The organism is Pseudomonas sp. R4-34-07, from assembly GCF_003852375.1.
In the GTDB taxonomy this organism is placed as follows: Bacteria; Pseudomonadota; Gammaproteobacteria; order Pseudomonadales; family Pseudomonadaceae; genus Aquipseudomonas.
This window is the reverse complement of record NZ_CP027760.1, coordinates 4,119,757-4,141,791: the sequence shown is the minus strand read 5'-3', so window position 1 is coordinate 4,141,791 and position 22,035 is coordinate 4,119,757. Positions and strand designations below refer to the sequence as shown.

The 22,035-nt window shown below is 62.3% G+C and carries 22 protein-coding genes; all 22 read left to right on the top strand.

Annotation, left to right across the window (positions count from 1 at the left end; all coding sequences use genetic code 11):
• The first annotated feature begins 82 nt into the window (after positions 1-82).
• The 22 genes from C4J85_RS19005 to flhA all read left to right on the top strand — a co-directional run bounded on the left by C4J85_RS19005 (position 83) and on the right by flhA (position 22,023).
• Complete coding sequence (locus tag C4J85_RS19005) at positions 83-1,294, top strand: PAS domain-containing sensor histidine kinase (RefSeq protein WP_124365190.1); 1,212 nt, start codon at positions 83-85, stop codon at positions 1,292-1,294.
• Positions 1,295-1,301: 7 nt separating this feature from the next.
• Entirely contained in the window at positions 1,302-2,678 is a 1,377-nt protein-coding gene (locus tag C4J85_RS19000) for a sigma-54 dependent transcriptional regulator (protein WP_124367848.1), read from the top strand.
• Positions 2,679-2,936: 258 nt separating this feature from the next.
• The gene (gene fliE, locus C4J85_RS18995) at positions 2,937-3,266 is read left to right on the top strand and encodes a flagellar hook-basal body complex protein FliE (RefSeq protein ID WP_017134937.1); all 330 of its coding nucleotides are present in this window, start codon (positions 2,937-2,939) and stop codon (positions 3,264-3,266) included.
• Positions 3,267-3,282: 16 nt separating this feature from the next.
• Entirely contained in the window at positions 3,283-5,058 is a 1,776-nt protein-coding gene (gene fliF / locus C4J85_RS18990) for a flagellar basal-body MS-ring/collar protein FliF (RefSeq protein ID WP_124363782.1), read from the top strand.
• Positions 5,051-6,067, top strand: a complete 1,017-nt coding sequence (gene fliG / locus C4J85_RS18985; RefSeq protein WP_124367847.1) for a flagellar motor switch protein FliG — start codon at positions 5,051-5,053, stop codon at positions 6,065-6,067. Before fliF ends, fliG begins: the two co-directional genes overlap by 8 nt.
• A 10-nt stretch (positions 6,068-6,077) precedes the next feature.
• Positions 6,078-6,842 (top strand): flagellar assembly protein FliH, encoded by a 765-nt coding sequence (gene fliH / locus C4J85_RS18980; RefSeq protein ID WP_124407820.1) that lies wholly within the window; start codon positions 6,078-6,080, stop codon positions 6,840-6,842.
• Positions 6,832-8,190: a flagellar protein export ATPase FliI gene (gene fliI, locus C4J85_RS18975; protein WP_124363780.1), complete on the top strand. Its 1,359-nt coding sequence runs from the start codon at positions 6,832-6,834 to the stop codon at positions 8,188-8,190. The genes fliH and fliI overlap by 11 nt, the downstream gene beginning before the upstream one ends.
• Positions 8,191-8,193: 3 nt before the next feature.
• Positions 8,194-8,643, top strand: a complete 450-nt coding sequence (gene fliJ / locus C4J85_RS18970) for a flagellar export protein FliJ (protein WP_124363779.1) — start codon at positions 8,194-8,196, stop codon at positions 8,641-8,643.
• A 181-nt stretch (positions 8,644-8,824) separates the two neighbouring features.
• Positions 8,825-9,130 carry an STAS domain-containing protein gene (locus C4J85_RS18965; protein ID WP_124404856.1) on the top strand — a complete coding sequence of 102 codons (306 nt, stop codon included), beginning with the start codon at positions 8,825-8,827 and terminating at the stop codon, positions 9,128-9,130.
• Positions 9,127-10,845 carry a fused response regulator/phosphatase gene (locus tag C4J85_RS18960; protein WP_124371418.1) on the top strand — a complete coding sequence of 573 codons (1,719 nt, stop codon included), beginning with the start codon at positions 9,127-9,129 and terminating at the stop codon, positions 10,843-10,845. Before C4J85_RS18965 ends, C4J85_RS18960 begins: the two co-directional genes overlap by 4 nt.
• 30 nt (positions 10,846-10,875) lie before the next feature.
• Positions 10,876-11,220: an Hpt domain-containing protein gene (locus C4J85_RS18955; RefSeq protein WP_124367843.1), complete on the top strand. Its 345-nt coding sequence runs from the start codon at positions 10,876-10,878 to the stop codon at positions 11,218-11,220.
• Between the two features lie 104 nt (positions 11,221-11,324).
• Positions 11,325-12,611, top strand: coding sequence for a flagellar hook-length control protein FliK (locus C4J85_RS18950; RefSeq protein ID WP_124410473.1), 1,287 nt, complete (start codon positions 11,325-11,327; stop codon positions 12,609-12,611).
• A 220-nt stretch (positions 12,612-12,831) separates the two neighbouring features.
• Positions 12,832-13,332 carry a flagellar basal body-associated protein FliL gene (gene fliL / locus C4J85_RS18945; protein WP_124410472.1) on the top strand — a complete coding sequence of 167 codons (501 nt, stop codon included), beginning with the start codon at positions 12,832-12,834 and terminating at the stop codon, positions 13,330-13,332.
• 9 nt (positions 13,333-13,341) lie between these two features.
• The gene (fliM, locus tag C4J85_RS18940; protein ID WP_124363773.1) at positions 13,342-14,310 is read left to right on the top strand and encodes a flagellar motor switch protein FliM; all 969 of its coding nucleotides are present in this window, start codon (positions 13,342-13,344) and stop codon (positions 14,308-14,310) included.
• A 43-nt stretch (positions 14,311-14,353) separates the two neighbouring features.
• On the top strand, positions 14,354-14,821 hold the full coding sequence (gene fliN / locus C4J85_RS18935) for a flagellar motor switch protein FliN (protein ID WP_053257298.1): 468 nt from the start codon (positions 14,354-14,356) through the stop codon (positions 14,819-14,821).
• A 1-nt stretch (position 14,822) separates the two neighbouring features.
• Positions 14,823-15,257, top strand: a complete 435-nt coding sequence (fliO, locus tag C4J85_RS18930) for a flagellar biosynthetic protein FliO (protein WP_124367841.1) — start codon at positions 14,823-14,825, stop codon at positions 15,255-15,257.
• Complete coding sequence (gene fliP / locus C4J85_RS18925) at positions 15,257-16,000, top strand: flagellar type III secretion system pore protein FliP (protein ID WP_124363771.1); 744 nt, start codon at positions 15,257-15,259, stop codon at positions 15,998-16,000. The genes fliO and fliP overlap by 1 nt, the downstream gene beginning before the upstream one ends.
• A 4-nt stretch (positions 16,001-16,004) precedes the next feature.
• Positions 16,005-16,274, top strand: coding sequence for a flagellar biosynthesis protein FliQ (gene fliQ / locus C4J85_RS18920; protein WP_057721355.1), 270 nt, complete (start codon positions 16,005-16,007; stop codon positions 16,272-16,274).
• 4 nt (positions 16,275-16,278) lie between these two features.
• Complete coding sequence (gene fliR, locus C4J85_RS18915) at positions 16,279-17,064, top strand: flagellar biosynthetic protein FliR (RefSeq protein ID WP_124410471.1); 786 nt, start codon at positions 16,279-16,281, stop codon at positions 17,062-17,064.
• Positions 17,065-17,067: 3 nt separating this feature from the next.
• Positions 17,068-18,204 carry a flagellar biosynthesis protein FlhB gene (flhB, locus tag C4J85_RS18910; protein ID WP_124410470.1) on the top strand — a complete coding sequence of 379 codons (1,137 nt, stop codon included), beginning with the start codon at positions 17,068-17,070 and terminating at the stop codon, positions 18,202-18,204.
• Between the two features lie 761 nt (positions 18,205-18,965).
• Complete coding sequence (locus C4J85_RS18895) at positions 18,966-19,169, top strand: cold-shock protein (RefSeq protein WP_124410468.1); 204 nt, start codon at positions 18,966-18,968, stop codon at positions 19,167-19,169.
• A gap of 739 nt (positions 19,170-19,908) precedes the next feature.
• Positions 19,909-22,023 (top strand): flagellar biosynthesis protein FlhA, encoded by a 2,115-nt coding sequence (gene flhA / locus C4J85_RS18885; RefSeq protein WP_124369002.1) that lies wholly within the window; start codon positions 19,909-19,911, stop codon positions 22,021-22,023.
• Positions 22,024-22,035: the final 12 nt, after the last annotated feature.

Below are 22,035 nucleotides of genomic sequence, written 5' to 3'. Positions count from 1 at the left end.
GTTAGTTTTTTTTCGGCACGGGTATTGCTACAGCCCTCGCAACGTTCCGTTTAACTGACGGTCAGCCAAGCGAGAGAGCATGATGCCCCACGCCGCCCAACTATCTCCGGCCCCTGCCATCCAGGGGCTGGTTTCGCCTGTAGAGCCGCCGACCCGCCAGGGTCTTGAACAGGCGTTCTCGCAGTTCAACCAGATGTCGAGCCAACTGACCGATTCCTACAGTCTGCTTGAAGCCCGGGTGTCCGAGCTTAAAGGCGAACTCGCGGTGGTCAGCGCCCAGCGCATGCAGGAGCTGGCCGAAAAAGAGCGCCTGGCCAACCGCCTGCAGAATCTGCTTTCGCTGTTGCCAGGTGGCGTGATCGTCATCGATGACCAGGGCCGTGTGCGCGAAGCCAACCCGGCGGCCTGCGACTTGCTCGGCCTGCCGCTGGAAGGCGAGCTGTGGCGCCACGTCATCACCCGCTGCTTCGCGCCGCGTGAGGATGACGGCCACGAAGTGTCCCTTAAAGACGGGCGCCGCCTGTCCATCGCCACCCGCTCCCTGGATGCTGAACCGGGCCAGTTGGTGCTGCTCAACGATTTGACAGAAACCCGTCATCTGCAAGACCAACTGGCGCGGCATGAGCGGTTGTCGTCGTTGGGGCGGATGGTCGCGTCCCTCGCGCATCAGATCCGCACGCCGTTGTCGGCGGCGTTGATCTACGCCAGTCATTTGACTGATGAGCAGTTGCCGGCTGCTACCCACCAGCGCTTTGCCGGGCGTCTCAAGGAGCGCCTGCACGAGCTGGAACATCAGGTGCGCGACATGCTGGTGTTTGCCCGTGGCGAATTGCCGTTGACCGACCGCCTCACTCCGGCCGGTTTGATGCAGGCCCTGCAAGCGGCGGCGGCCACGCATATCCAGGGCGCCAGCCTGCGCTGGCAGTGCGACAGCCACCACGGCGAGTTGCTGTGCAACCGCGACACCCTGGTCGGCGCGCTGCTCAACCTGATCGAAAACGCCACCCAGGCCAGCGGCCCCGGTGCACGCCTCAAGGTGCACCTGTATCGCCGCGAGCAAACCCTGCGCCTGTGCATCAGCGACAGCGGCAGCGGTATCGCGCCGGCCGTGCTGCAGCGCCTGGGCGAACCTTTTTTCACCACCAAGACCAACGGCACCGGCCTGGGCCTGACCGTGGTCAAGGCAGTGGCCCGTGCGCATCAGGGAGAATTGCAGTTGCGCTCCCGGTTGGGGCGCGGCACCTGTGCATTGATGACCTTGCCGCTGTTTTCCAGCGCGGCGAGCGCGGAGTAAAAGGATCATGGCTATCAAGGTTTTATTGGTTGAAGACGATCGCGCCCTGCGTGAAGCATTGGCTGACACGCTGCTGTTGGCGGGCCATGACTACCGCGCGGTCGGCTCTGCCGAGGAGGCCTTGGAGGCGGTGCAGCAGGAAGCGTTCAGCCTGGTGGTCAGCGATGTGAACATGCCCGGCATGGACGGCCACCAGCTGCTCGGCCTGCTGCGCGCACGCCAGCCGCAATTGCCGGTGCTGCTGATGACCGCCCATGGCGCCGTGGAGCGGGCTGTGGACGCCATGCGTCAGGGCGCGGCGGATTACCTGGTCAAACCGTTCGAACCCAAGGCCTTGATCGAACTGGTCGCCCGGCATGCCCTGGGCGTCATCTCGGCGGTGGCGGGCGAAGGCCCGATCGCCTTCGAACCGGCCAGCGCACAACTGTTGGAACTGGCGGCCCGTGTGGCGCGCAGCGATTCCACGGTGTTGATCTCCGGCGAGTCCGGCACCGGCAAGGAAGTATTGGCGCGCTATATCCACCAACAATCCAGTCGCGCCCAGCAACCGTTTATCGCGATCAACTGCGCGGCGATCCCGGACAACATGCTCGAAGCCACCCTGTTTGGCCATGAGAAGGGCTCGTTCACCGGGGCTATCGCGGCCCAGGCCGGCAAGTTCGAACAGGCCGACGGCGGCACCATTCTGCTCGACGAAATCTCGGAAATGCCCTTGGGCCTGCAAGCCAAGTTGTTGCGCGTGTTGCAGGAGCGCGAAGTCGAACGGGTGGGCGCACGCAAGCCGATCCAGCTGGACATCCGCGTGGTCGCTACCACCAACCGCGACCTCGCGGGCGAAGTGGCGGCGGGGCGCTTTCGCGAAGACTTGTTCTATCGCCTGTCGGTGTTCCCGCTGGCCTGGCGCCCGTTGCGCGAACGCCCGGCCGATATCATTCCCCTGGCCGAGCGCCTGCTGAACAACCATGTCAAAAAAATGAAACACGCCCAGGCGCGGCTGTCGGCCGAGGCCCAGGCCTGCCTGGTCGCTTACCCCTGGCCGGGTAATGTGCGCGAACTGGACAATGCGATCCAGCGCGCGCTGATCCTGCAGCAGGGCGGCTTGATCCAGCCCCAGGATTTCTGCCTGGCCATGGGCAATGGCGTGGCGCCGTTGCCGAGCCTGGCGCCGGCACCGGTGCTTGCCGAAGCCGAATCGGCCGGCGCCCTGGGCGATGACCTGCGCCGCCGCGAATTCCAGATGATCATCGACACCCTTCGCGCCGAGCGCGGCCGCCGCAAAGAAGCGGCCGAGCGCCTCGGCATCAGCCCGCGCACCCTGCGCTACAAGCTGGCGCAGATGCGCGACGCGGGGATGGATGTGGAAGCGTATCTTTTCGCCACCTGACATCGCGCCAATGCCATTTGTAGGAGCGAGCTTGCTCGCGAAGAACCCATAGGCGCCGCGGGCATCCTGGAAGCACGCGTTATCGTTGACGTTTTTCGCGAGCAAGCTCGCTCCTACAAAAAGAACGTGCGGTCACAAGTTTGACAAGCTTTGTCGGCTTTTCTTACGAGTCGCAACGAAGCTGGCACCCTTGTTGCACCTCCCCTGATAACCGCTGCGTAGTGTCAAAAAATTGCGGGTCGTCGGAGAGAGAAGGTCATGAGCCAGGGTATTGAGTTCAATCGGTTGATGTTGGATATGCGCTCCATGCAAATGGATGCCATGGCTCAACCGAAGTCTGTCGCGCCAGCGCCGGAATTGGGCCAAAGCAGTTTTGCCGACATGCTCGGTCAGGCAATCAATAAAGTCAGTGATACCCAGCAGGCGTCCAGCCAGTTGGCGACCGCGTTCGAGATCGGTAAAAGCGGCGTGGACCTCACCGATGTGATGGTCGCCTCGCAAAAGGCCAGTGTTTCCTTCCAGGCCTTGACCCAAGTGCGTAACAAGCTGGTTCAGGCTTACCAAGACATCATGCAGATGCCGGTTTAAGGGCGAGATTTAAGTCATGGCAGAAGCAGTCGTGGACAACGTACCCGCCAAGACAGACGGCAAGCCGCCGCTGTTTGGCCTGTCGTTCCTGGAAAACCTCTCCGAAATGACCATGTTGCGTCAGGTGGGCCTGATGGTCGGCCTGGCTGCCAGCGTGGCGATTGGTTTTGCCGTGGTGTTGTGGTCGCAGCAGCCTGATTACCGGCCGCTGTACGGCAGCCTGGCGGGCATGGATTCCAAGCAGATCATGGAAACCCTCGCCGCCGCCGACATCGCCTACACCGTGGAGCCCAACTCCGGTGCCTTGCTGGTCAAGGCCGACGATGTGGCGCGTGCGCGGATGAAACTGGCGGCCGCCGGCGTCACGCCGTCCGACAGCAATATCGGCTTTGAAATCCTCGACAAGGACCAGGGCCTGGGCACCAGCCAGTTCATGGAAGCCACCCGCTACCGTCGTGGCCTGGAAGGCGAGCTGGCGCGGACCATTTCCAGCCTGAATAACGTCAAGGGTGCCCGCGTACACCTTGCCATCCCGAAAAGCTCGGTGTTCGTGCGTGACGAACGCAAGCCGAGTGCCTCGGTATTGGTCGAACTGTTTTCCGGCCGCTCCCTGGAGCCTGGCCAGGTATTGGCGATCATCAACCTGGTAGCCACCAGCGTGCCGGAGTTGAGCAAGTCGCAGATCACCGTGGTCGACCAGAAGGGCAACCTGCTGTCCGACATGGCCGAAAACTCCGCGCTGACCCAGGCCGGCAAGCAGTTCGACTACAGCCGTCGCATGGAAAGCATGCTCACCCAGCGCGTGCATAACATCCTGCAGCCGGTGCTGGGCAACGACCGCTACAAGGCTGAAGTATCTGCCGACGTAGACTTCAGCGCCGTCGAATCGACGTCCGAGCAATTCAATCCGGACCAGCCCGCCCTGCGCAGCGAGCAGTCCACCAGTGAACAACGCACCGCCAGCAACGGCCCGCAAGGCGTACCGGGGGCCCTGAGCAACCAGCCGCCGGCACCTGCTTCCGCCCCGCAAACCACCGGTGGCGCCGCTGCCACCGCTGGCGCGATTGCAGCCGGCCAACCGCTGCTGGACGCCAACGGCCAGCAGATCATGGACCCGGCTACCGGCCAGCCGATGCTCGCGCCGTACCCGGCGGACAAGCGTAACCAGTCCACCAAGAACTTCGAGCTCGACCGCTCCATCAGCCACACCAAGCAGCAGCAGGGCAAGATCAATCGCCTGTCGGTGTCGGTGGTGGTCGATGACCAGGTCAAGGTCAACGCCGCTGACGGTGCCGTTACCCGCGCGCCATGGAGCGCCGACGAATTGGCGCGCTTCACCCGCCTGGTGCAGGACGCCGTCGGCTTCGACGCCAGCCGTGGCGACAGCGTCAGCGTAATCAACATGCCATTCTCCGCCGAGCGCGGCGAAGTGATCACCGACCCGGCGTTCTACACCCAGCCGTGGTTCTGGGACATCGTCAAGCAAGTGCTGGGAGTGTTGTTCATCCTGGTGCTGGTGTTCGGCGTGCTGCGGCCAGTGCTCAACAACATCACCGGGCATGGCAAGAAACAACTGGCATTGGCCGGTGGCGACGTCGAGTTGGGCGGCATGGGTGGCCTGGACGGCGAACTGGCCAACGACCGCGTCAGCCTGGGCGGCCCGCAAAGCATTCTGTTGCCGAGCCCGAGCGAAGGCTACGACGCTCAGTTGAACGCAATCAAAAGTCTGGTAGCAGAAGACCCCGGCCGTGTGGCCCAGGTCGTGAAAGAGTGGATTAACGCAGATGAGTGATCGAGCCGCTGTTGCCAAGCTCTCCCGGGTCGACAAAGCCGCCGTGCTGCTGCTGTCGTTGGGCGAAACCGACGCCGCCCAAGTGCTGCGCCACATGGGCCCCAAAGAGGTCCAGCGCGTCGGCGTGGCCATGGCGCAGATGCGCAATGTGCACCGCGAGCAAGTCGAACAGGTGATGAGCGAGTTCGTCGAGATCGTCGGCGACCAGACCAGCCTGGGCGTCGGCTCCGATAGCTATATCCGCAAAATGCTCACCTCGGCCCTGGGCGAAGACAAGGCCAATGGCCTGATCGACCGCATCCTGCTGGGCGGCAACACCAGTGGTCTCGACAGCCTGAAGTGGATGGAGCCGCGCGCGGTCGCGGACGTGATTCGCTACGAACACCCGCAGATCCAGGCCATCGTCGTGGCCTATCTGGACCCGGACCAGGCCGGCGAAGTGCTCGGCCACTTCGACCATAAAGTGCGCCTGGACATCATCCTGCGCGTGTCGTCGCTGAACACCGTGCAGCCGGCGGCGCTGAAAGAACTCAACACGATTCTCGAGAAACAGTTCTCGGGCAACTCGAACGCCTCGCGCACCACCCTGGGCGGGATCAAGCGTGCAGCCGACATCATGAACTTCCTCGACAGCTCGGTCGAAGGCCAGTTGATGGACTCGATCCGCGAGATCGACGACACCCTGTCCGGCCAGATCGAAGACCTGATGTTCGTGTTCAACAACCTCGCCGATGTCGACGACCGTGGCATCCAGGCGTTGCTGCGCGAAGTGTCGTCCGACGTGCTGGTGCTGGCCCTCAAGGGCTCGGACGAGGGCGTCAAGGAAAAGATCTTCAAGAACATGTCCAAGCGTGCTTCCGAACTGTTGCGCGACGACCTGGAAGCCAAGGGTCCGGTGCGCGTCAGCGACGTGGAAACCGCGCAGAAAGAAATCCTCACCATTGCCCGCCGTATGGCCGAAGCCGGAGAAATCGTTCTCGGCGGGAAGGGCGGCGAAGAAATGATTTAAGGCGCCCCGCATGTCGAACAAAGATGAGACGCCCAGCGACCTGATTCGCGCGCGGGATGTCGGCGGGTTCGACATCTGGTCGTTGCCCAGCTTCGACCCCCACGTGCCGGAGCCAGAACCTGAGCCGGTGGAGGAACCGCCGGCACAGATGGAAGAAGTGCCGCTGGAGGAAGTCCAGCCGCTGACCCTTGAAGAGTTGGAAGCCATCCGCCAGGAGGCTTACAACGAAGGCTTCGCGGCCGGTGAAAAAGACGGCTTTCGCAGCACCACCCTGAAAGTTCGCCAGGAAGCCGAAGAAGCCCTCAGTGGCCAATTGGCCAGCCTGGAGCGCTTGATGGGCAACCTGTTCGACCCCATCGCCGAACAGGACGCGCAGCTGGAAAAATCCATGGTCGGCCTGGTGCAGCACATCGCACGCCAAGTGATCCAGCGTGAACTGGTGCTGGATTCCAGCCAGATCGAAAGCGTGATGCGCGAGGCCCTCAAGCTGCTGCCTCTGGGTGTCGGCAATGTGCGGCTGTATATCAACCCGCAGGATTTCGAGCAGGTCAAAGCCTTGCGCGAGCGCCATGAAGAAACCTGGCGCATCGTCGAGGACGCGGCGTTGCAGCCCGGTGGCTGCCGCGTCGAGACCGAGCACAGCCGCATCGATGCCACGGTGGAAACCCGCATCAGCCAGATCATGACCAAATTGCTCGACCAGTTGCATGAGCAGGTGCTGCACCCGGCCGAGCCTGACCTGAGCGTTGACCTGGACGCCACCGATGCGCCTTGACCGCACCAGCTTCGCCAAGCGCCTGGGCAGCTACGCCGAGGCCACCGAGTTGCCCGGCCAGCCGATCCTTGAAGGGCGCCTGTTGCGCATGGTCGGCCTGACCCTTGAAGCCGAGGGCTTGCGTGCCGCCATGGGCAGCCGTTGCATGGTGATCAACGACGACAGCTACCACCCGGTGCAGGTCGAAGCCGAAGTGATGGGCTTTTCCGGCAACAAGATTTTCCTGATGCCGGTGGGCAGCCTCGCCGGCATCGCCCCCGGTGCCCGCGTAGTGCCGCTGGCTGACACCGGGCGCCTGCCGATGGGCATGAGCATGCTCGGCCGCGTACTCGACGGCGCCGGTCGCGCGCTGGATGGCAAGGGCGGCATGAAGGCCGAAGACTGGGTGCCGATGGACGGTCCCACCATCAACCCGCTCAACCGTAACCCCATCAGCGTGCCGCTGGACGTGGGCATACGCAGCATCAACGGTTTATTGACGGTCGGTCGCGGCCAGCGCCTGGGCCTGTTCGCCGGTACCGGTGTGGGTAAATCGGTGTTGCTGGGCATGATGACGCGCTTTACCGAGGCCGACATCATCGTGGTCGGGCTGATCGGCGAGCGTGGCCGTGAGGTCAAGGAGTTCATCGAGCACAGCCTCGGTGAGGAAGGGCTCAAGCGTTCGGTGGTCGTCGCCTCGCCGGCGGATGATGCACCGCTGATGCGCCTGCGCGCCGCCATGTACTGCACGCGCATCGCCGAATATTTTCGCGACAAGGGCAAGAATGTCCTGTTGCTGATGGACTCGCTCACCCGTTTCGCCCAGGCCCAGCGCGAGATCGCCCTGGCCATCGGCGAGCCGCCAGCGACCAAGGGCTATCCGCCGTCAGTGTTCGCCAAGCTGCCCAAGCTGGTGGAGCGGGCCGGTAATGCCGAGGCCGGCGGGGGCTCGATCACCGCGTTCTACACTGTGTTGTCCGAAGGCGATGACCAGCAGGACCCGATTGCCGACTCGGCGCGGGGTGTGCTCGACGGGCACATCGTGCTGTCGCGGCGCCTGGCCGAAGAAGGGCACTACCCGGCCATTGATATCGAAGCGTCCATCAGCCGGGTGATGCCGGCGGTGGTGACGCCGGAGCACATGGCCCGCGCGCAATACTTCAAGCAGCTGTGGTCGCGTTATCAGCAGAGCCGCGACCTGATCAGCGTTGGCGCCTACGTGGCCGGTGGCGATCGCGAGACCGACCTGGCCATTGCGCTGCAACCGCAATTGGTGACCTACCTGCGCCAGGGGCTGAACGACAAGATCAGCATGGGCGAAAGCGAAGCACATCTGCAGTCCATCTTCGCCCCCGCGCCAGGCGGCTAAGCCATGGCCAACAGTCGCGCCGCGCGCCTGGCCCCGGTGGTGGAAATGGCCGAAAAGGCCGAAAAAACCGCTGTGCAGCGCCTGGGCTATTTCCAGGGCCAGGTGCGCCTGGCGGAAAGCAAGCTGGGCGACCTCGAGCGCTTTCGCCTCGAGTATCAGCAACAGTGGATCGAGCGCGGCAGCAAGGGCGTGTCGGGCCAGTGGCTGATGGGGTACCAGGGCTTTCTCAACCAACTGGAAACCGCCGTCGGCCAACAGCGCCAGAGCCTGGCCTGGCACCAGAACAACCTCGACAAGGCGCGCGAAAGCTGGCAAGCGGCGTTCGCCCGCGTCGAAGGTTTGCGCAAATTGGTGCAGCGCTATCTCGACGAGGCGCGAGCCCTCGAGGATAAGCGTGAGCAAAAGCTGCTGGATGAGCTGTCCCAGCGCCTGCCCCGCCAGGAACAGTTCTAACCAACGAAGCAGGGCAAATGTGGGAGGGGGCTTGCCCCCGATGCAGTGTGTCAGTCAATAAATCCATTGCTGATACACCGCTATCGGGAGCAAGCCCCCTCCCACATTTGATGTGCTGTGTTGCTCACCTTCTCTTCACCTGCTACACCTTATCCAGTGCCAACGACAAGGAAGCAGTCACATGTCAATCGAGCCAGATGTATCCCTGGATGGGAAGAAGTTGACGATCACGATCAAGGGCCGATTCGATTTCGGCAGCCACCAGGCATTTCGTGATGCCTACGAGCGGTTCTATAAGGTGCCTGAGTCATACGTCGTGGACCTGAAAGAAACCACGTATATGGACAGCTCGGCCCTGGGCATGCTTCTGCTGCTGCGGGACCATGCCGGTGGCGATAACTCAGACGTGCGCGTGATCAACAGCAACATGGACGTGCGCAAAATCCTCGCCATTTCCAATTTCTACAAGCTTTTCGATATCTCGTGAGAGTCCTGGCGCCCTTATCCGAGCCGCTGACCATCCTGATTGCCGAAGACAGTGCCGCCGACTTGCTGTTGTTGTCGACCATCGTGCGGCGTCAGGGTCACCATGTGCTCACCGCGACCAATGGCGAGCAAGCCGTTGAAGTGTTTGCGCGCGAGCGCCCGCAGTTGGTGTTGATGGACGCGATGATGCCGGTGATGGATGGTTTTCTCGCCGCGCGCTGGATCAAGCAATTGGCGGGCGAGCAGTTGGTCCCCATCATCTTCCTGACCTCGCTGCGCGAAAGCGCCGCACTGGCCGAGTGTCTGGACGCCGGCGGCGACGATTTCCTGCCCAAGCCCTATAACCAGTTGATTCTGGCCGCCAAGATCAACGCCATGGACCGCCTGCGGCGGCTGCAAGCCACGGTGCTGCAGCAGCGTGACCAGATCGCCCGTCACAACGATTACTTGTTACATGAGCAGCGCACCGCCAAGGCCGTGTTCGACAAGGTCGCGCATTCGGGTTGCATCAACGCGGCGCCGAATATCCGCTACCTGCAATCGCCCTATGCACTGTTCAACGGGGACCTGTTGCTGGCGGCCTATACGCCGTCCGGCGACATGCACGTGTTGCTCGGCGATTTCACCGGCCACGGCCTGCCGGCGGCCATCGGTGCCATGCCCCTGGCCGAAGTGTTCTATGGCATGACCGCCAAGGGCTATGGGCTGACGCAGACCCTGCGTGAGATGAACGCCAAGCTCAAGCGCATCCTGCCGGTGGACATGTTCTGCTGCGCCACACTGTTGTGCCTGAGCACCGAGCGGCGCGTGGTGGAGGTGTGGAACGGCGGCATGCCCGAGGGCTATGTGCATGAGGTCGCTACCGGCAAGCGCACGCCGTTGATGTCGCGGCATCTGCCGTTGGGCGTGCTGTCGGCCCAGGCGTTCGATGACAGCACCGAAGTCTGGCCCATGGCCCTGGGCGACCGGGTGTTCCTGCTCTCCGATGGGGTGCTGGACACCGCCGACGCCAATGACCAGTTGTTCGGTGCCGAGCGTTTGCAGCAGGTGTTTGCCGCCAACCGCGAGCCCGACCGCTTGTTCGAGGATATCGAGCAGGCGCTGGCGGCATTTCGCGGTGAGGCACGGGACGATGTCAGCATGGTTGAAATCACCTTGCTGTCCGGCCAACCGCTGCGCGTGGCGGAACCGATGTATTCCGACAGTGGCCAGTCGTGCCCGCTGAATTGGTCGGTGAGTTTTGAATTTCGCGCGCAGACCCTCAGGCGCTACAACCCATTGCCGTATCTGCTGCAATTACTGTTGGAGGTCCACGGCCTGCGTGAGCAGAGCGGTGCGCTCTACACGGTGATGGCCGAGTTGTATGCCAATGCCCTCGAACATGGAGTACTGGGGCTGGATTCGCAGCTCAAACAAGATGCCGAAGGGTTTGCGCAGTACTACCGCCTGCGCAACGAGCGGCTGGCGCAATTGAACAGCGGCCATATCCGGATACATGTGCAGGTGTCCCCGACTGCAAAAGGCGGCAAGATGACGTTGCGTGTCGAGGACAGCGGGCCTGGCTTCGATGTTGACGAGGTGCTGGCGCGGCCGCTGGATGCTGACCGTCTGTCTGGCCGCGGCTTGAGCCTGGTGCGTCAACTTTGCAGCGCGGTACGCTGGTCCGATGGCGGGCGCAGTGTCTGCGTGGAGTTTTGCTGGGAGGCTCTGGCATAATCCGCCGATTCTTGATCAAGGAGCGAGCAAGTGGCTGAGATTCATCTGGACCCCGACGTGCTGTCGGGCTTGCAGGAGGTGATGGAGGACGAGTACCCACGGTTGCTGGAGACCTTCCTTCATGACTCCGAAGAGCGCGTCACCGCCTTGCGCAAGGCGCGTGATGACGCCAAGGCGCTGGGGCGCATCGCCCATAGCTTCAAGGGCAGCAGCGGCAACCTTGGGGCGGTGCGACTGGCGCAGTTGTGTCAGCGCCTGGAAGTGGAGTCCGTTGGGACGACGGCGGATCTCGGGGCCCTGGTCGATCAGATCGATCATGAGTTTGCCTTGGTCCGGCCGCTGTATGAATCGGAGCGGCAGCGCTTCAGTCTCTGAAGCACTTCAAACCGCGATTTAGCTGCCCAGGGCGACTTGGCCCGACTCTTGCTCTATCTCTGGATACTGCATCCCCGACCCCCATGCAGTGGAGACCTTTATCTATGCCAGTCGCCCCTAATTCGCTCCTTCAGGCTGCCCCCGCGGCCAAGCCTCAAGCGCCTGCCGCCACCCCTGTGGCAGTGGCTGCGGACCCACGGGACAAGGGCCCTGGCTTCGCTCAAGTGTTCGCCAACCAAGGCGCCAAACCCGCCTTGAAAACCGCAGACGCCCCAGGCAAGTCGGCGCCGACGGCAGCCGACGATCAATCTGCCGCCAGCACGCCGGCGGTTGCCGATAGCGGCAATCCCTTGCCTGCCAAGCCGGCCAAGGCCGACGAGGACGCCGCCGACACAGCCGCCGACCCGTCCCTGGCGCAACAGCCGCCGGCCGATCCGCCGGTCGACCCCGCGCTGATCGCCACGGTCACCCCCGTTGCCGTGCCGGTGGAAACGCCAGCGCCGACGGCGGTCGTGGAAGATGACAAGCCTCAGCCGGCCGCCGCCGCCCCCGTTGCAGTGGTCGACACGGCCAAGTCACCCGCCTTCGACCCCGAAGCCGACCCCCTGGATGCGATGCCCGCCGTACGCTTGGCGATGGAGCAGGGCGGCCATGTGTCGGCCAGCAGCCAGGCGCCGCAGAAAACTGCGCCAGCCACGCCCCTGGATCAACCGACCGCCGCGCAGAACTTCGCGGCAGGCCTGGCCACTATGGTCGATCAACAAGCCACCAAGGACAGCACCGGCCAGGGCGGCGACAAAGCCTTCGGCGCGCTGATCGATGACGGCCTCAAGGATCTCAAGGACGCCAGCAGCGACACCCGCGTGGATGACTTCGCCAACCGCCTCGCCGCGCTGACCCAGGCCGCCACGCCGAAAACTGCCAACGCCCTGCCGCCGGTGACCAACGCCCCGCTGGCCATGCACCAGAGCGGCTGGACCGAAGAAGTGGTCAACCGCGTGATGTACCTCTCCAGCGCCAACCTCAAGTCGGCCGAAATCCAGCTGCAGCCGGCCGAACTGGGGCGCCTGGACATCAAGGTCAACATGACGCCCGACCAGCAGGCCCAAGTGAGCTTCATGAGCGGCCATGCGGTGGTCCGTGAAGCGCTGGAAAGCCAGTCCGGGCGCCTGCGCGAGATGTTCGCCCAGCAAGGCATGGGGCAGGTGGACGTGAATGTGTCCGACCAGTCTCGCGGGCAGGAACAGCCGCAACAGCAGAGCCAGGCGCGGGGCGTGAGTAGCGGCCGGAGTAGTTCTGGCGATGCTGCCGACTCTGTCGACGTGGCGGTCGCCGTCGCGCCGGTGGTGAGCAGTGTGATCGGCTCCAGCGCCGTCGACTACTACGCCTGACCCAAGCCGAACACCGTTCAAAATGTGGGAGGGGGCTTGCTCCCGATTGGGGTACATCAGTCATGGATTTGCTGACTGACACACCGCAATCGGGAGCAAGCCCCCTCCCACATTTTGATCTGTGTTGTCCTGTTGCCCTGGTGCCAGACAACTCTGGCATAACACTTGCTCTTGCCTTTCCGTAGATCTATGAATCCCAGAATAGTGACGGATTATTGGCATGGCGAACAGCGACGACGCAGCAACTCCCCCCGCAGGCAAAGGCAAGCTCAAGCTGATCCTGCTGATTGTGCTGGGCCTGCTCCTGGCCATTGGCGCCTCGGTGGGTGGCACCTGGTACATCATGCACAGCAGCGCCAGCAAGCCGGCCCCCGCTGCCGACGCCGCCACTAACGTCAAGCAACCGGCAATCTTCGAGCCGATGCTGCCGGCGTTTGTCGCCAACTACAACCAGAACGGCCGCCAACGCTACTTGCAGGTGAGCATCACCTTGCTGGCGCGCAACCAGGCGGACCTGGACGCGCTCAAGGTGCACATGCCAGTGATCCGCAACAACCTGGTGATGCTGTTTTCCGGGCAGAGCTTCGACAGCCTGGCCACTGCGGTGGGCCAGGAAATGCTGCGCCAGAAGGTCACTGCCAGCGTGCAGGAAGTGGCCCAGAAAGAGCTCGGCAAAGTCGTGGTCGAGCAGGCGCTCTTCACTAACTTCGTATTGCAGTAGGACCACGACATGGCCGTGCAAGACCTGCTGTCCCAGGATGAAATCGACGCGCTGTTGCATGGCGTCGACGATGGTCTGGTACAGACCGAAATGGCTGCCGAACCCGGCAGCGTCAAAAGTTACGACCTGACCACCCAGGATCGCATCGTCCGTGGACGCATGCCGACTCTGGAAATGATCAACGAACGTTTCGCCCGATACACCCGTATCAGCATGTTCAACATGCTGCGCCGTTCGGCGGACGTGGCGGTGGGCGGCGTGCAGGTGATGAAGTTCGGTGAATACGTGCATTCGCTGTACGTTCCCACCAGCCTTAACCTGGTCAAGATCAAGCCGTTGCGCGGCACCGCGCTGTTCATCCTCGACGCCAAGCTGGTGTTCAAGCTGGTGGACAACTTCTTCGGTGGCGATGGCCGCCACGCCAAGATCGAAGGCCGTGAATTCACGCCCACCGAACTGCGCGTTGTGCGCATGGTGCTGGAGCAGGCCTTCATTGACTTGAAGGAAGCCTGGCAGGCGATCATGGAAGTCAATTTCGAGTACATCAACTCGGAAGTGAACCCGGCCATGGCCAACATCGTCGGGCCGAGCGAAGCCATTGTGGTGTCGACGTTCCACATCGAACTCGATGGCGGTGGCGGCGACCTGCACGTGACCATGCCGTACTCGATGATCGAGCCGGTGCGCGAAATGCTCGACGCCGGCTTCCAGTCCGACCTCGACGACCAGGACGAACGCTGGGTCAAGGCCCTGCGCGAAGACCTGCTCGACGTCGACGTGCCCCTGAGCGCCACCGTGGCCCGTCGCCAGTTGCGCCTGCGCGACATTCTGCACATGCAGCCGGGCGACGTGATCCCCGTCGAACTGCCGGAAGAACTGATCATGCGCGCCAATGGTGTGCCGTCGTTCAAGGTCAAGCTCGGTTCCCACAAGGGCAACCTGGCGTTGCAGGTGATTGAGCCGATCAATCGCCGCTGATGCACCCCCTATTCATGATTGTTTGCTGCGCCGAGGACATGTAATGGCTACCGAACACGAAAACACTTCCGCCGAAGACCAGGCCCTGGCTGACGAGTGGGCTGCGGCCCTGGAAGAAACCGGCGATGTCGGCCAGGACGACATCGACGCGCTGCTGGCCGCCGACGCTGCCTCCGCGCCGGCCGGCAAACGCCTGCCAATGGAAGAATTCGGCAGCGTGCCGAAAAACAACGACCCGGTGACCCTCGACGGCCCTAACCTGGACGTGATCCTGGACATTCCGGTGTCGATCTCCATGGAAGTGGGCAGCACCGAAATCAACATCCGCAACCTGCTGCAGCTCAACCAGGGCTCGGTGATCGAGCTTGACCGCCTGGCCGGCGAGCCGCTGGACGTGCTGGTCAACGGCACGCTGATCGCCCATGGCGAGGTGGTGGTGGTCAACGAGAAGTTCGGCATTCGCCTGACGGACGTGATCAGCCCGAGCGAACGCATCAAGAAGTTGCGCTGAAATGAAGTACAGCATGGCGGGACTGTTGCTGGCGCTGCCCTTGGGCGCCCTGGCGGCTGAGCCGATCGCGCAAGCGGCTGCGGCACCTGCGGTCGGCAGCGTCGGCGGGCAGTTGACGCAACTGATGCTCGGCCTGTTGCTGGTGGTCGGCCTGATTTTCGTGCTGGCCTGGCTGATGCGCCGTGTGCAGCGTATCGGCCCGGGCAACGCCCAGGTCATCGAGCTGATCGGTTCGCGTGCCCTCGGCCCGCGCGATCGTTTGGTGCTGGTGCAGGTCGGCGAGGAGCAGATCCTGCTCGGCCTCACCCCCGGCCGCATTACCCCGTTGCACGTACTCAAGACACCGGTGGACGCGGCCAAGACCGAGGCCGCCACGCCAGAATTCGCCCAGCGCCTGATGGAATTGCTGGGCAAGGATCAGAAGGATAAGAAGTAATGCGCGTGTTCCTGACGCTCATGCTGTTGCTGGCCGCGCCGATGGCCCTGGGCGCCGACCCGTTGTCGATCCCGGCGATCACCCTGGGCACCAATGCGGCCGGCGCGCAGGAATACTCGGTCAGCCTGCAGATCCTGCTGATCATGACCGCGCTGAGTTTTATCCCGGCGTTCGTCATGCTGATGACCAGCTTCACGCGGATCATCATCGTGTTCTCGATCCTGCGCCAGGCCCTGGGCCTGCAACAGACGCCGTCGAACCAGATCCTCACCGGCATGGCGTTGTTCCTGACGCTGTTCATCATGGCGCCGGTGTTCGACAAGGTGAACCAGCAAGCCCTGCAGCCCTACCTGGCGGAGAAAATGACCGCCCAGGACGCCATCGACAAGGCCCAGGGCCCGATCAAGGACTTCATGCTGTCCCAGACCCGCTCCAGCGACCTCGAGCTGTTCATGCGCCTGTCCAAGCGCACCGACATCGCCACGCCGGACCAGGCCCCGCTGACCATCCTGGTGCCGGCCTTCGTCACCTCGGAATTGAAGACCGCGTTCCAGATCGGCTTCATGATTTTCATCCCGTTCCTGATCATCGACCTGGTGGTGGCGAGCGTGCTGATGGCGATGGGGATGATGATGCTCTCGCCGCTGATCATTTCGTTGCCGTTCAAGATCATGCTGTTTGTGCTGGTGGACGGCTGGGCGCTGATTATCGGCACCCTGGCCGGCAGTTTCGGAGGGGTATAGCGCGATGACCCCAGAAGTTGCCGTCGACCTGTTTCGCGAAGCGCTGTGGCTGACCACCCTGATGGTCGCCGTGCTGGTGGTGCCGAGCCTGCTGGTCGGCCTGCTGGTGGCGATGTTCCAGGCCGCCACCCAGATCAACGAACAGACCCTGAGCTTCTTGCCGCGCCTGCTGGTGATGCTGATCACCCTGATCGTCGCCGGCCCGTGGCTGGTGCAAACCTTCATGGAATACATCCTGCAGCTGTACGGCAGTATTCCGCAGTTGATCGGCTGAGCCGATGCAATCGTTACTGGCCTTGACCGACACCCAGATCAGCACCTGGGTGGCCTCGTTCATCCTGCCGATGTTTCGCGTCACGGCCATGTTGATGGCCATGCCGGTGTTCGGCACCACCCTGGTACCACGGCGTGTGCGCCTGTATTTCGCGGTGGCGATCACCGTGGTGATCGTGCCCGGCTTGCCGCCGATGCCGCCGGTCAACGCCCTCGACCTCAGCGCGTTGATGTTGATCGCCGAACAGATCCTGATCGGCGCCATGCTGGGCTTTTCCCTGAGCCTGTTCTTCCAGGCGTTTGTGGTCGCCGGGCAAATCATCTCGGTGCAGATGGGCATGGGCTTCGCGTCCATGGTCGACCCCACCAACGGTGTGTCGGCGGCGGTGATCGGGCAATTCCTGACCATGCTGGTGACCTTGCTGTTCCTGGCCATGAACGGCCATCTGGTGGCGTTCGAGGTCATGACCGAAAGCTTCACCACCTTGCCGGTGGGCTCGGGGCTGGTGGTCAACCACTTCTGGGAACTGGTGGGGCGCCTCGGCTGGGTGCTGGGCGCGTCGTTGCTGCTGGTGTTGCCGGCGATCACAGCGTTGCTGGTGGTCAACATCGCGTTTGGCGTGATGACCCGCGCGGCGCCGCAGCTGAACATCTTCTCGATTGGTTTTCCCTTGACCCTGGTGTTGGGCATGGGGATTTTCTGGGTCGGCCTGGCTGACATTCTCAATCAGTATCAACCGCTGGCGACCGACGCCTTGCAGTTCTTACGTGACCTGGCACGGGCGCGCTGAGCCATGGCCGAGAGCGAGAGTGGTCAGGACAAGACAGAAGACCCCACGGAGAAACGTAAAAAGGACTCCAGGGAAAAGGGCGAGATCGCACGCTCCAAAGAGCTCAATACCGTTGCGACCATGATGGCCGGTGCCGGCGCCTTGCTGATCTACGGCGGTGGCCTGGCGCTGGACTTGCTGGAGTTGATGAAGCACAACTTCACCTTGCCCCGCGAGGTGTTGCTCAACCCCGATTCCATGGGGCTCTACCTGATGCATTCGGGCAAGATCGCGCTGCTGGCGGTGCAACCTATCCTGATCACCTTGCTGCTCGCCGCGCTGATCGGCCCGGTCGCCCTCGGCGGCTGGCTGTTTGCCGCCAGCAGCATGGCGCCCAAGTTCAGCCGCATGAACCCGGCGGCCGGGCTCAAGCGCATGTTTTCCACCAAGGCCCTGGTGGAGCTGCTCAAGGCCTTGGCCAAATTCATCCTGATTCTGTTCGTGGCGTTGTCGGTGTTGTCGTCCGACATCGACGACCTGCTGCGCATCGCCCATGAACCGCTGGAGTCGGCGATCATCCACAGTCTGCAAGTGGTGGGTTGGAGCGCGTTGTGGATGTCTGCCGGGCTGATCATCATCGCGGCGGTGGACGCGCCGATCCAGCTGTGGGAAAGCCACAAGAAACTGCTGATGACCAAGCAGGAAGTGCGCGACGAACACAAGGACCAGGAGGGGCGCCCGGAGGTCAAGCAACGCATCCGCCAACTGCAGCGGGAGATGTCCCAGCGCAAGATGATGGCCTCGGTGCCCGACGCCGATGTGATCATCACCAACCCGACCCACTACGCCGTCGCCCTCAAGTACGACCCGGAGAAGGGCGGCGCGCCGATGTTGCTGGCCAAGGGCAGCGACTTTACCGCGCTCAAGATTCGTGAAATCGCTGTGGCCAACGACATCCTGCTGCTGGAATCACCGGCGCTGGCGCGGTCGATCTTCTATTCCACCGACCTCGATCAGGAAATCCCCGCCGGGCTGTACCTGGCCGTGGCGCAGGTATTGGCCTACGTCTACCAGATCCGCCAGTACCGGGCGGGCAAGGGCAAGCGGCCCGATCCGCTCAAGGACCTGCCGATCCCGCCGGATTTGCGCCGCGACTCCTGAAAACGCGCTTTTATGTCTGCCTCTGTAGGAGCGAGCTTGCTCGCGAAAAACTCCGAGTCGCCGCGTTCATCCTGATTTGCGCGTTATCGTTACCCACCTTCGCGAGCAAACTCGCTCCTACAGGAGGGTGCCCATTACCTGTCAACTTTGACAGTAGCCAATGCGCCGCCTTCACTGTTTGATACAGCGATGAGCTGCGCAGCCATGCGCGGCTCGGGAGGCGGTGATGGATAGGACTACGGTCAAGTGGTTCGATGCGGTCAAGGGCATTGGTTTTATTGCCCGGGATCGTGATGGCAACGCGGTTGCCGTGCAGTCGACAGATGCCAAGTGCGGTGAAGTCCCGCCAGCCGCTCCCACCTTGCGAAAGCCCCGCAAGCGGAAAAAAACACCGAAAGCCCCTCGCTAGCACCCATGGTCGTTTACGTCTACCTGTCAACTTTGACAGTAGCCAGCGCCAGCGTCTCACGGTTCTATTGCACCAGGCACTGCGCGCAGGCTGTGAACGAGATGCAGGGAGAACGGTATTGAAAGTGACGACGGGTACAGTCAAACGTGAGCTGGCCAGGGGCAAGTGGCTGATTGCGCTGGATGACGGGCATGACTGCGTCTTTATCGATTGGAGCGATTGGCGGGGGGCTGCACTGTCGATTGGTAAGAAGTTAACGTTTCAAATGATCCATAAACCCCAGGGCGTTTATGCGCTCCCCGTCAGTGCGCGTAACGATACCGGGATGGGTCCATAGTGTATGGAGACGGCAATGGCAACTGGCACTGTGAAATGGTTTAACGAGGAGAAGGGCTTTGGTTTTATTAAACCAGATGATGGAAGCGCGGATGTTTTCGCTCATTACTCGGCAATTCAGACGGAAGGGTATAAAAGCCTGCAAGAAAATCAAAAAGTTGAATATGACGTAGCACAAGGACCAAAAGATCCTCAGGCCGAGAATATACGGCCTCTTTAAAAGACCACCCTGTTGCAAATGTGGGAGGGGGCTTGCCCTCGATAACCATAGGTATCTACACAATTTTGTAGCAGCCTACGCTAACCACGATGCGAAGCGAGCTGCTCTTGATCTTGCTTTTGATCTTAGGCGCCCCGTTAAACCACGCTGGCCGGAATTCGACAGTGATTTGGGGGGTAAACCGGCAGGGATGCCGGTTTAGCCGCCCCGCGCCATGGATGGCGCGTGGCGGCGGCCCCCCAAATCACTGTCGGATTACGGGCACACCGAGCCTAGGCGAGGTGCCGAGTGGTGGGGCAAGAGCCCTTTGGTTACTTTGGGGCTCTTTTCCAAAGTGACCCGCCGTCAGGGCGGAACCCTAAGCCGCCGTTACCGCAGCAACGGATATGTACTCGCCTTGATCCAACATCCTGGTCGGCTGTCAGGCCGCCATCGGGGGCAAGCCCCCTCCCACATTTGGAGCGCGGGGCGGCAGTTAGAGAGGCTTCGGCTGCTGAGCCGTCACAGGTTCAGGGTCGCGCGAAAGTTGCGTAGATACCTATGGCATCGGGAGCAAGCCCCCTCCCAGATTTGGACACATTTGACCTGAGTTACACCCGTAGGCTGCGTCGCTTCCGAGGTCATCCTGGGCCCAAAAGCAAAGTTGGAAGGCTTCTTGCAATACCGCCTGCAGGACGCCCCCCAGCGTCAAAACTTTGCTTCAAGGACACGAGGAAGACCGGTGGTAGATCGCTCTCAAATGCTCAGCACGGCCCGTGGCACCCTGACTGACCTGTCGCGGGGCAACCTGGGCGTGCCGTTGTTGTTGCTGGTGATGCTGGCAATGATGATGTTGCCGATGCCGCCGTTCCTGCTCGACGTGTTTTTCACCTTCAACATCGCCCTGTCGGTGGTGGTGCTGCTGGTGTGTGTGTACGCCCTGCGGCCATTGGATTTCGCGGTGTTCCCGACCATCCTGCTGGTGGCAACCCTGCTGCGCCTGGCGCTGAACGTGGCGTCCACCCGCGTGGTGATGCTCCACGGCCAGGACGGTCACGCCGCCGCCGGTAAGGTGATCCAGGCCTTCGGTGAAGTGGTGATCGGCGGTAACTACGTGGTCGGTATCGTGGTGTTCGCGATCCTGATGATCATCAACTTCGTGGTGGTCACCAAGGGCGCCGGGCGGATTTCCGAGGTGAGCGCGCGGTTTACCCTGGATGCGATGCCCGGTAAGCAGATGGCTATCGACGCCGACCTCAATGCCGGCCTTATCGACCAGAACCAGGCCAAGAGCCGTCGCCTGGAAGTGGCCCAGGAAGCCGAGTTCTACGGCTCCATGGACGGCGCCAGTAAGTTTGTGCGCGGTGACGCCATCGCCGGCCTGCTGATCCTGTTCATCAACCTGATCGGCGGCATGGCCGTGGGTATTTTCCAGCACGGCATGACCTTCGGCGATGCGGGCAAGGTCTACGCCTTGCTGACCATCGGTGACGGTTTAGTGGCGCAATTGCCATCACTGTTGTTATCCACAGCTGCTGCGATCATGGTGACCCGTGCTTCGGGCTCCGAAGACATGGGCAAGCAGATCAGCCGGCAGATGTTCGCTTCGCCCAAGGCGCTGGCCGTGGCCGCCGGTATCATGGCCGTCATGGGCATTGTGCCGGGCATGCCCCACGTTTCGTTCCTGAGCATGGCGGCCATGGCCGGCGGCGCGGCGTACCTGTTCTGGAAGAAACAGAATGCGGTCAAGGTTCAGGCCCTGCAGGAAGTCGCCCGCCAGCAGGAATTGCTGCCATCGCCGGCCCGCGCCCAGGAAACCAAGGAACTGGGCTGGGACGACGTGACCCCGATCGACATGATCGGCCTGGAAGTCGGTTACCGCCTGATCCCGTTGGTGGACCGCAACCAGGGCGGCCAACTGTTGGCGCGGATCAAGGGTGTGCGCAAGAAGCTGTCCCAGGACCTGGGCTTTTTGATGCCCACCGTGCATATCCGCGACAACCTCGACCTGGCCCCCAGCGCCTACCGCCTGACCTTGATGGGCGTGATCCTGGCCGAAGCCGAGATCTACCCGGACCGGGAACTGGCGATCAACCCAGGGCAAGTGTTCGGTTCGCTCAACGGCATCACCGCCAAAGATCCGGCTTTCGGCCTGGAAGCGGTGTGGATCGAAGTCAGCCAGCGCAGCCAGGCGCAGTCCCTCGGTTATACCGTGGTGGACGCCAGTACCGTGGTCGCTACCCACCTCAACCAGATTCTCTACAAACACTCCCACGAGCTGATCGGCCACGAGGAAGTCCAGCAATTGATGGGTTTGCTGGCCAAAGCCTCGCCAAAACTGGCCGAAGAGCTGGTGCCGGGCGTGCTGTCGTTGTCGCAGTTGCTCAAGGTGTTGCAAGCCTTGCTCGCCGAACAGGTGCCCGTGCGGGATATTCGCAGCATCGCCGAGGCCATCGCCAACAATGCCGCCAAGAGTCAAGATACTGCCGCGCTGGTGGCGGCGGTACGGGTCGGTTTGTCCCGCGCCATCGTGCAAAGCATTGTAGGCGTTGAGCCTGAGCTGCCTGTTATCACCTTGGAGCCAAGGTTGGAACAGATATTGCTCAATAGTATTCAGAAGGCAGGGCAAGGCCAGGAAGAGGGCGTTCTGCTGGAGCCAAGCATGGCTGAAAAGCTGCAGCGTTCGTTGATCGAAGCCGCGCAGCGCCAGGAAATGCAGGGCCAGCCGGTGATTCTGCTGGTGGCCGGTCCGGTCCGCGCGATGTTGTCGCGCTTCGGGCGCCTGGCAGTACCGAATTTGCACGTGTTGGCTTACCAGGAAATTCCTGACAATAAGCAAGTGACTATCGTCGCGACAGTAGGGCCCAACGGCTGAGGGTAGTGGGTT